Here is a 7,244-nt window from a genome sequence, read left to right on the forward strand (position 1 = left end):
GCGCATCGCGGGGCAGGGGTGGCGCCGACTTTGGTATCCGCATGAGGACGATCGTTACCTGATACCGAGCGGCACTTCGAACTGCCAGGCCGAGCGACCGGCTCCTTCCGGAATAGGAGGAAACGGAGAAGCCCGGCGGACTGCGTCGAGTGCGGCTTTGTCCAGCGCGGCAACACCCGAACTGCCCGTCAGCCTAGCCGACCGGACGCTGCCGTTCGAGCCGACGGTAAAGGCAACGGTTGCTGTGCCGGTGGCGCGTGTGCGTGTCGAATTGAAGGCCCGCACCAGTTTTGATCTGATCTTGCCGGGATAGTTCGTGACGGCTGCATTGCCGATGCCTGATTTGCCGCCTCTGCTGGCGGTCAGGATCTTGCCGTCCTTCCTGCCGTCGGCCATGCCGCGCGCGACATCCGTTTCGTCACGGCCGCCGGAGCCGGTCTTTTTCTTCTTGGAATCGGCTTTCGCAAGTGCCTTGCTCGCCTTCCTGCGCAGGGCCGGCTTTTCAGGCTCGTTTGGTTCGGCCTTCCTGACCGGCTTGTTCTTTGCGGTTGCCTTCTTCGGCTGCTTGGGCTCCGGCCTGTCCGGCTTCGGTTCTTCCGCCGCGCCGACTGTCTCGGTCGTCTGAACCGTTTCGGCCGGCGCCGGGTCGGCTGGTGCCGGCGCACTCGTCTCGGCAGGTTCGGCCGTTTCGACCGCGCTGACTGGCGGCACGGCATTGTCGTCGGCAGGCACCAGCCTGTCGGTTGCAAGAACGTCGGGCGATGGGTCCTGGCGCGCCGGCTGCGCAGGTGCTGGTTCGGTGCGATCGGCAGGCGCAGCAGTTTCCGTGGCGGCCTCGTTGACCGGCTCAACCACTTCTTTGTCCGATGTCTCCGCCGCATCGGTGACCGGCTGGAGCGTCTCCTCTGCCGCGGCCGCCTGCGCCTCGACCGTTTCGACCGGCTTGGCGTCGAGCATGGTCACCATCGTCACGTTGGCCACTTCCGGATCGTCTCCGACATCGCCGGCCGCCTGCTGCGGGTCGGCGCCGAGCAGCATTTCGCCTTGCTGGTCGGCACCTTCGATGCTTGGCCGGTCGTCCGGCAGCGTGAGGAAGGCCAGCGCCACCGCCACGTGGAATGCGCAAGAGCAGGCGATCGCCACCGTCCAGTTGCGGCGCCGCCGCGTCTGTCGTGCCTGCCGCAATGGCTCCATAGGTACCGCAGTCAAGTCGCCGTCGGCATCGGCGATGTAACTGTCTTCCGGCCTGTCGCGCGGCGAAACACGCAGCGCCCCGCGCGGGATGGTGAAATCCGGATCGTCCGGTTCCGGCGGCAGGAAACCGGCCAATGGCCACGCGACGGGGTTTCGTGCGAATGCGGGTTCCGGTCCCAAAATTCAGACCCCGAAGGCGATGCCGGTCCTGGTCTGCGTCTTCAGCCCGCGCATGCAGGCATTCGGCTCGGCGCCGGCGCATTCCGTGGCGCTGTTGATCAACACGCGGCTGACCTTGCCGCAATCCGTGCCGGCAAGGTCGAAACGCGTCACCTTGGTCTTGCCTGCCGGCAGCTCCTTGAAATCGAGCACGGTCAGCCGGTCGACGACGCCGGCCTCGTTGAACAGCGCGATCTCGAACGCCGCCTTGGAAAGACCGGCGCCGAGATTGTTGGTGACCACGAAGGTCAGGCGGCAGCCCTTGTCGGAGGGCTGCGCGCCGTTGAGCTCGAGGATCAGCGCCGGTGCTTGCTGTTGTGTCCACGCTGGAGCCGCCGCAAGCAATATTGCCAGCACCGCGGCGAACAGACGAAGGGATGCCGTCATGCCTTTCATTGTCTCAGCCTCCAAACCTCATGGTCGCCGCCAGCTTCAGGGTGACGCCTGGCTCGTAGACAACACTGGTGGTCGATGCGTTCAGCGGGTTGGCGTATTTGACGTCGAACAGATTGTCGGCGCGGAAATCGACCTTGAAATTGTCGGTCGCCTGGTAGCTGGCGAAGGCATTGACCAGCGTGTAGTCCCTGGCCACCGGGTTGCCCTGCGGCTTGCCGTTGTATTGCACCTCGCCGCCGATGGTCAGCCTGTCCTCGAGGAAGCGAAAGCCGAGTTGCCCGGTGATCTGTGAGGAGGGGACGGTGACAAGGTCCGCCCGTTCGCCTTCATAGGAAATCGTGTGGCCGTCGGTGAACGACGCCGAAAGCCCGGCAAAGCCCCAGGCGGCATCATAGACGCCCTCCATCTCGAAGCCGTGAATCTTGGCCTTGGCGAAATTCTGATACTGGAAGCAGATCGGTATGCCCGGACCGAACGGGCAGCCGCTGGTCGGGTCGAACGCCGATAGCGTTACGCCATCGATGTAATCGTCAACATTGTTGTTGAAATAGGCCGCCTTCAGCCGCAGCGCGTCGTCGGCCTGGATGACGCCGTTGGTGCTGTAATTGACGCCGAATTCCACGGTCTTGCCGGTTTCGGGCTTGAGATTGGGATTGGGGAGGAACGGGAAGCTGACGCCGGCCGGATGATTGCCGCTGATCAGGGTCTCCGACAGCGACGGAGAACGATAGCCTTCAGCGTAGGTGCCGTAGAATTGCAGCCCGTAAAGGCTGGCGCTCTCGAAGGGCGAAATGCCCACTGTGATGCGTGGCGACAGCCGGTCGCCAGAGGTTTCGCCGACATCGCTGTCAAGCTTGTAGCTGTCGTAGCGCAGCCCGGCGATGATCTCGAGCCAGTCCCAGGTGAGCTTGTCCTGAACGTAAGCGCCGGAGACGTTCCTGTTGCCCGAGGGCGTATAGAAGCTGTCGCCGCCCGCCGTGCCGCCTGTCTCGACATCGTCGCCAACCCAGTCGCCGCCATAGGTCAGCTCATGCGCGATTCCAACGGTCTCGAATCTCGACGTGTTCCAAATGTCGATGCCGGAGGTGCCGATGTCGAACGTCGATTTCGAACCCGCCGGCAAAACCACGGGCAGACCGGTGACCGGATCAAACCGGTTTTGCGCCACAAGGGTCGTCAGATCGAGCTTGGTCTTGTTGTAGGATGCGTTGATGTGGAGGTCGAGCCAGCTCTTGTCTTCGTCGGTGATGTTGTAGCGGGCCGTGAACGTATTCGCCTTCAGGTCGGCGTCGTTCACCGGCGCGCTGCCGCTGGTCTCGGTCCATCCGTCGTTCGAGCCGATCCAGCCCAGCTTCAGCTCGCTGTTTTCGCTGGGGCGGATGGTCGTCTTGAGGAGGCCGCTAAAGACGTCGAAGCCAGTGCCCGCCACAGTGTCGCCGCCGCCATGCTTGTAGTCGTCATAGTCGCGGTAGACGATATTGCCGAGCACGTCCCAGTTCTCGTTGATCCGATAGGCGCCGGTGGCGCTGGTGGTCCAGCCTTCGCCGTTGGTTTCGTAGCGCCCGGTCGCGGATGCCGCCCAGGTCTCGTCGGGCTTGAGGAAATCCTGCGCATCCTTGGTGTCGAAAAATACGACGCCGCCGATCGCCCCGGAGCCATAGGTGTTGGCGACCGGACCGCGGATCACATCGACGGATTTGATCAATTCGGGATCGATGTAGAAGGTCGATTGCGTGCCATGATCCGAGCGCTGGAAATTCTGGCGGGCGCCGTCGACGATGACGGAGACGCGGCCGAAGTCCTGCAGGCCGCGGATGTTGATGCTGGAACTGACACGCCTTGTGTCGGCCTGGACGGCGACACCCGGCACACCGAACAGCATTTCGTTGGGCGTCGTCGCCATGCGGCGCTCGAGCTGTTCCTCGTCGACATGGCTGGCTGAAGCAAGCGACTCGATCGCCGTCTCGCCGGTACGGCTGAGGATCAGGATCTTGTCGAGCAGTGTGGCACCCGCCGGGGCCGGCTTTACCTTTTCGGGCTGTTGAGACGGGTCAGTCTGCTGCTGGTCGGCTGCCGGTTGGGCGGCCTGCTGGGCGCCGGCCGGTGTGGCAAGCAGCGGGATCGCCGCCGCGCCGGCCAGCAACGCGGCCATTTTGCTTGTCATAGAACAATGTGTCAGGCCGCTGCCCGCCAGCCGTCCCCAATTCGCCAACCCCATGCTGCAGCTCCAAGAATCCATGTTCGATGCTGGCTGGCTTGGGGCTCGCTGGCATTTTTCATCGTGTCCGGCGTCTTAAATGTTGACTCATTTACTCCGGTATTGCACTGCTAGATAACATGATCATTCGAGTCAAGAATTGAATCGGCATTTCACGCAGGCGCCGCGCCAGATGCCCGGCACAGGAAAGGGATCGAACCAATGAACACGCACAATCCCAGCGACTTTCGCTATCGCGTCCGCCGTTCCGACGAAAATTCCGTCCATTTCGACCGGGTCCAATCGGCCGTGAGAACGCTGTCCAGCAACACGCTGTTCCAGGGCGAGCACGAGATCGGCATCGAGCATCATGGTGCGCTGTACCGGCTGAAGATCACCCGGCAGGGCAAGCTCATCCTCAACAAGTAGGTGGCAGAAATGGACCAGCGCGTAAAACCCGCCCCGCACGAGATCCGGCGGGCACGGGCAGACAATCCGAAAATGCGCGAGCGCGACCTCGCCGCCCAGCTCGGTATTTCGGAGGCCGAACTGGTCGCCGCGCATTGCGGCGACGGCGTCGTGCGCGTCGAGCCGCGTGTCAACGACCTTTTGACTGGCCTCGAAGCTGTCGGTGAGGTGATGGCGCTGACCCGCAACGAAAGCGCGGTGCACGAGAAGATCGGCGTCTACGACAAGGTTGTCACCGGTAATCACAATGCCATGGTGCTCGGCGAAAATATCGACCTGCGTATTTTCCCAAAAGTTTGGGCGCACGGCTTTGCCGTGGAAAAGCGCGATGGCGCCGACATCCGCCGCAGCCTGCAGTTCTTCGACACCGCAGGCGAGGCGGTACACAAGGTGCATCTCAGGCCAGCCTCCAACCTCTACGCCTATCAGAAACTGGTGGCCGGGCTGGAATCGCCGAACCAGAAGCCGACGGTGGCGATTTCAGCGGGCACGGCTGACGAGACCGAGACTGCGGACAATTCGGCGAGCATCGACGATCTGCGCGACCGCTGGAGCCGGCTGACCGACGTGCACCAGTTCTTCGGCATGCTGAAGACACTGAAGATCAGCCGCCGACAGGCGGTGCGCATGGTCGGCCAGGATTACGCCTGGCTGGTCGACAAGGATGCGGTGAACGCCATGTTCAACCACGCCGCTGCCGGCGCCATGCCGATCATGTGCTTTGTCGGCAATCGCGGCTGCATCCAGATCCATTCCGGCCCGGTCGCCTCGATCAAGCCGATGGGACCATGGCTCAACGTGCTCGACCAGAACTTCCATCTGCACCTGCGGACCGACCACATCGATGAGGTCTGGGCCGTGCGCAAGCCGACCAAGGACGGCCATGTCACGTCGCTCGAAATCTATGGCGCCGACGGCAAGATGATCATCCAGTTCTTCGGTAAGCGGCATGAAGGCGAAAGCGAGCGCGAAGACTGGCGCTTTCTGGCCGAAAACCTGCCGCGTATCCCAAGCCCGACCGCAGCCTGAGGAAAACGACGATGGTTCTTTTCTCCAGGCTGGCATCGGTCTCCAGGTCGGCGCCTGGTCCTGCGGCGGCTGTTTTCCTGGCGTTCGCCGCGCTGATGCCGGCTCAAGCCGCCGAGGGCATCGCGACTTTCGCCGATCGCTCGAGGATCGTGGCTATCGGTGGCTCGATCACCGAGATCGTCTACGCGCTCGGCGAACAGGATCGCCTTGTCGCACGTGATTCGACCAGCCGCTATCCGCAAGCGGCGGTGGAATTGCCGGATGTCGGCTACATGCGCCAGCTGTCGCCGGAGGGTGTGCTGTCGGTCAATCCGTCGGGCATACTGGCGCTGCACGGCAGCGGACCGAAGGAAGCCGTCGACGTCTTGAAGAAATCGAGCATCCCGTTCATCGAGGTGTCCGAGCGCTATGACAATCAAGGCATTCTCGAAAAGATCCACATCGTCGGCAAGGCGCTCGGCGTCGGCGCCAAGGCCGATGCCTTGGCAGCCGAGATAGACGCCAAGCTGAAGGCAGCTGAAAAGCAGACCGCCTCGATCAAGGAGCGCAGGCGCATCCTGTTCGTGCTGTCGATGCAGAGCGGCAAGCTGCTTGCCGCCGGCAGCGACACCGCCGCCGACGGCATCATCAAGCTTTCGGGCGGCATCAACGCCATCGACGGCTTTGCCGGCTACAAGCAATTGTCGGACGAGGCAGTCATCACCGCCAGGCCCGACGTGATCCTGATGATGAACAACGCCGGGCCGGCCACCGCGGATGACGAATTGTTTCGAACCCTGCCGTGGCTTCGACGCCGGCGGGTGCAGCCCGCACGCTGATCCGCATGGACGGCGGCTACCTGCTCGGCTTCGGCCCGCGCACGGCCGACGCCATCCACGATCTCGCCGTCTCGCTCTATGGCGGCCAGGTCACGGATTGAGCGCGATGGCGGATCATTCGATCGCCGGTGCGGCGGGCATCATGGCGACGGCAGCCGAGGGTGATCGTTCGCGGCGCGCCCGCCTCGTCATCGTGCTGCTCTGCGTCGGGTTGACTATCGCCGTGATGTTGTCGCTGACCTCCGGCGCATCCGATGCCTCGGCCATCGGCGTCATGCATGACTGGCTGTTCGGCGCGTTGCCCGGCGACGCGGCATTGAGCGCCCGCGACCGCCTGATCATCCATGACATCCGTCTGCCGCGCATCATTATGGGCGTGCTGATCGGCGCATCGCTTGCAGTCTCTGGTGCCGTCATGCAGGGGTTGTTCCGCAATCCGCTGGCCGACCCCGGCCTGATCGGCGTTTCGGCCGGATCGAGCCTCGGTGCGGTCGCCGTCATCGTGCTTGGCTCGACCATGCTGGCGCCGCTGACTTCGGCGCTCGGCACGATGGCTTTGCCGCTGGCTGCGTTCTGCGGCGGGCTGGCTACGACATTGCTGCTCTATCGGGTCGCGACGCGGCAAGGCCAGACCTCGGTCGCCACCATGCTGCTCGCCGGCATCGCGCTGGCGGCGCTTGCCATGGCGCTGACCGGCATCCTGATCTTCATGGCCGACGACCGGCAATTGCGCGACCTGACCTTTTGGCAGCTCGGCTCGCTGGGCGGCGCAACCTGGCAGAAGATCGGCTCGGTCGGGCCGGTCATCGTGCTGGCGCTGGCGGCAATGCCGTTCCTGGCGCGGGGGGGCCACCCGCGGGCGCGCGGCGGGGGCCCCGCCGGCCCGCGGGGGGTTGGCGGTGGGGTTTTAACAAGAGCGAGCC

The 7,244-nt window shown here is 63.8% G+C and carries 6 protein-coding genes and 1 pseudogene; 4 read left to right on the forward strand and 3 right to left on the reverse strand.

Annotated elements, in window-relative coordinates; all coding sequences use genetic code 11:
- Nucleotides 1-54: 54 nt before the first annotated feature.
- Genes tolA through NKI72_RS08820 form a run of 3 tightly spaced genes read right to left on the reverse strand, consistent with a single transcriptional unit; the run spans nucleotide 55 to nucleotide 4,027 of the window.
- Entirely contained in the window at nucleotides 55-1,329 is a 1,275-nt protein-coding gene (tolA, locus tag NKI72_RS08810; protein WP_352831004.1) for a cell envelope integrity protein TolA, read from the reverse strand.
- A 48-nt stretch (nucleotides 1,330-1,377) separates the two neighbouring features.
- On the reverse strand, nucleotides 1,378-1,809 hold the full coding sequence (locus NKI72_RS08815; RefSeq protein WP_352831002.1) for a hypothetical protein: 432 nt from the start codon (nucleotides 1,807-1,809) through the stop codon (nucleotides 1,378-1,380).
- A gap of 4 nt (nucleotides 1,810-1,813) precedes the next feature.
- On the reverse strand, nucleotides 1,814-4,027 hold the full coding sequence (locus tag NKI72_RS08820; protein ID WP_502908941.1) for a TonB-dependent hemoglobin/transferrin/lactoferrin family receptor: 2,214 nt from the start codon (nucleotides 4,025-4,027) through the stop codon (nucleotides 1,814-1,816).
- Between the two features lie 201 nt (nucleotides 4,028-4,228).
- On the opposite strand from NKI72_RS08820, the gene hemP reads away from it, so the two are divergent.
- The 4 genes and pseudogenes from hemP to NKI72_RS08840 form a co-directional block, all read left to right on the forward strand.
- Nucleotides 4,229-4,435, forward strand: coding sequence for a hemin uptake protein HemP (gene hemP / locus NKI72_RS08825; protein ID WP_352830999.1), 207 nt, complete (start codon nucleotides 4,229-4,231; stop codon nucleotides 4,433-4,435).
- 9 nt (nucleotides 4,436-4,444) lie between these two features.
- Nucleotides 4,445-5,503 (forward strand): hemin-degrading factor, encoded by a 1,059-nt coding sequence (locus NKI72_RS08830; RefSeq protein WP_352850055.1) that lies wholly within the window; start codon nucleotides 4,445-4,447, stop codon nucleotides 5,501-5,503.
- Between the two features lie 11 nt (nucleotides 5,504-5,514).
- A pseudogene (locus tag NKI72_RS08835) lies at nucleotides 5,515-6,422 on the forward strand (heme/hemin ABC transporter substrate-binding protein).
- Between the two features lie 5 nt (nucleotides 6,423-6,427).
- Nucleotides 6,428-7,244, forward strand: an 817-nt coding sequence (locus NKI72_RS08840; protein ID WP_352850056.1) for a FecCD family ABC transporter permease, incomplete at its 3' end; no start/stop codon positions are given.

This window comes from Mesorhizobium sp. M0437 (genome assembly GCF_040321335.1).
Lineage (GTDB): Bacteria > Pseudomonadota > Alphaproteobacteria > Rhizobiales > Rhizobiaceae > Mesorhizobium.

Coding starts and splice junctions, on each gene's coding strand:
- NKI72_RS08830 (WP_352850055.1), top strand. CDS start 4,445: ATGGACCAGCGCGTAAAACCCGCCCCGCACGAGATCCGGCGGGCACGG.
- NKI72_RS08820 (WP_502908941.1), bottom strand. CDS start 4,027: ATGGGGTTGGCGAATTGGGGACGGCTGGCGGGCAGCGGCCTGACACAT.
- NKI72_RS08815 (WP_352831002.1), bottom strand. CDS start 1,809: ATGAAAGGCATGACGGCATCCCTTCGTCTGTTCGCCGCGGTGCTGGCA.
- hemP (WP_352830999.1), top strand. CDS start 4,229: ATGAACACGCACAATCCCAGCGACTTTCGCTATCGCGTCCGCCGTTCC.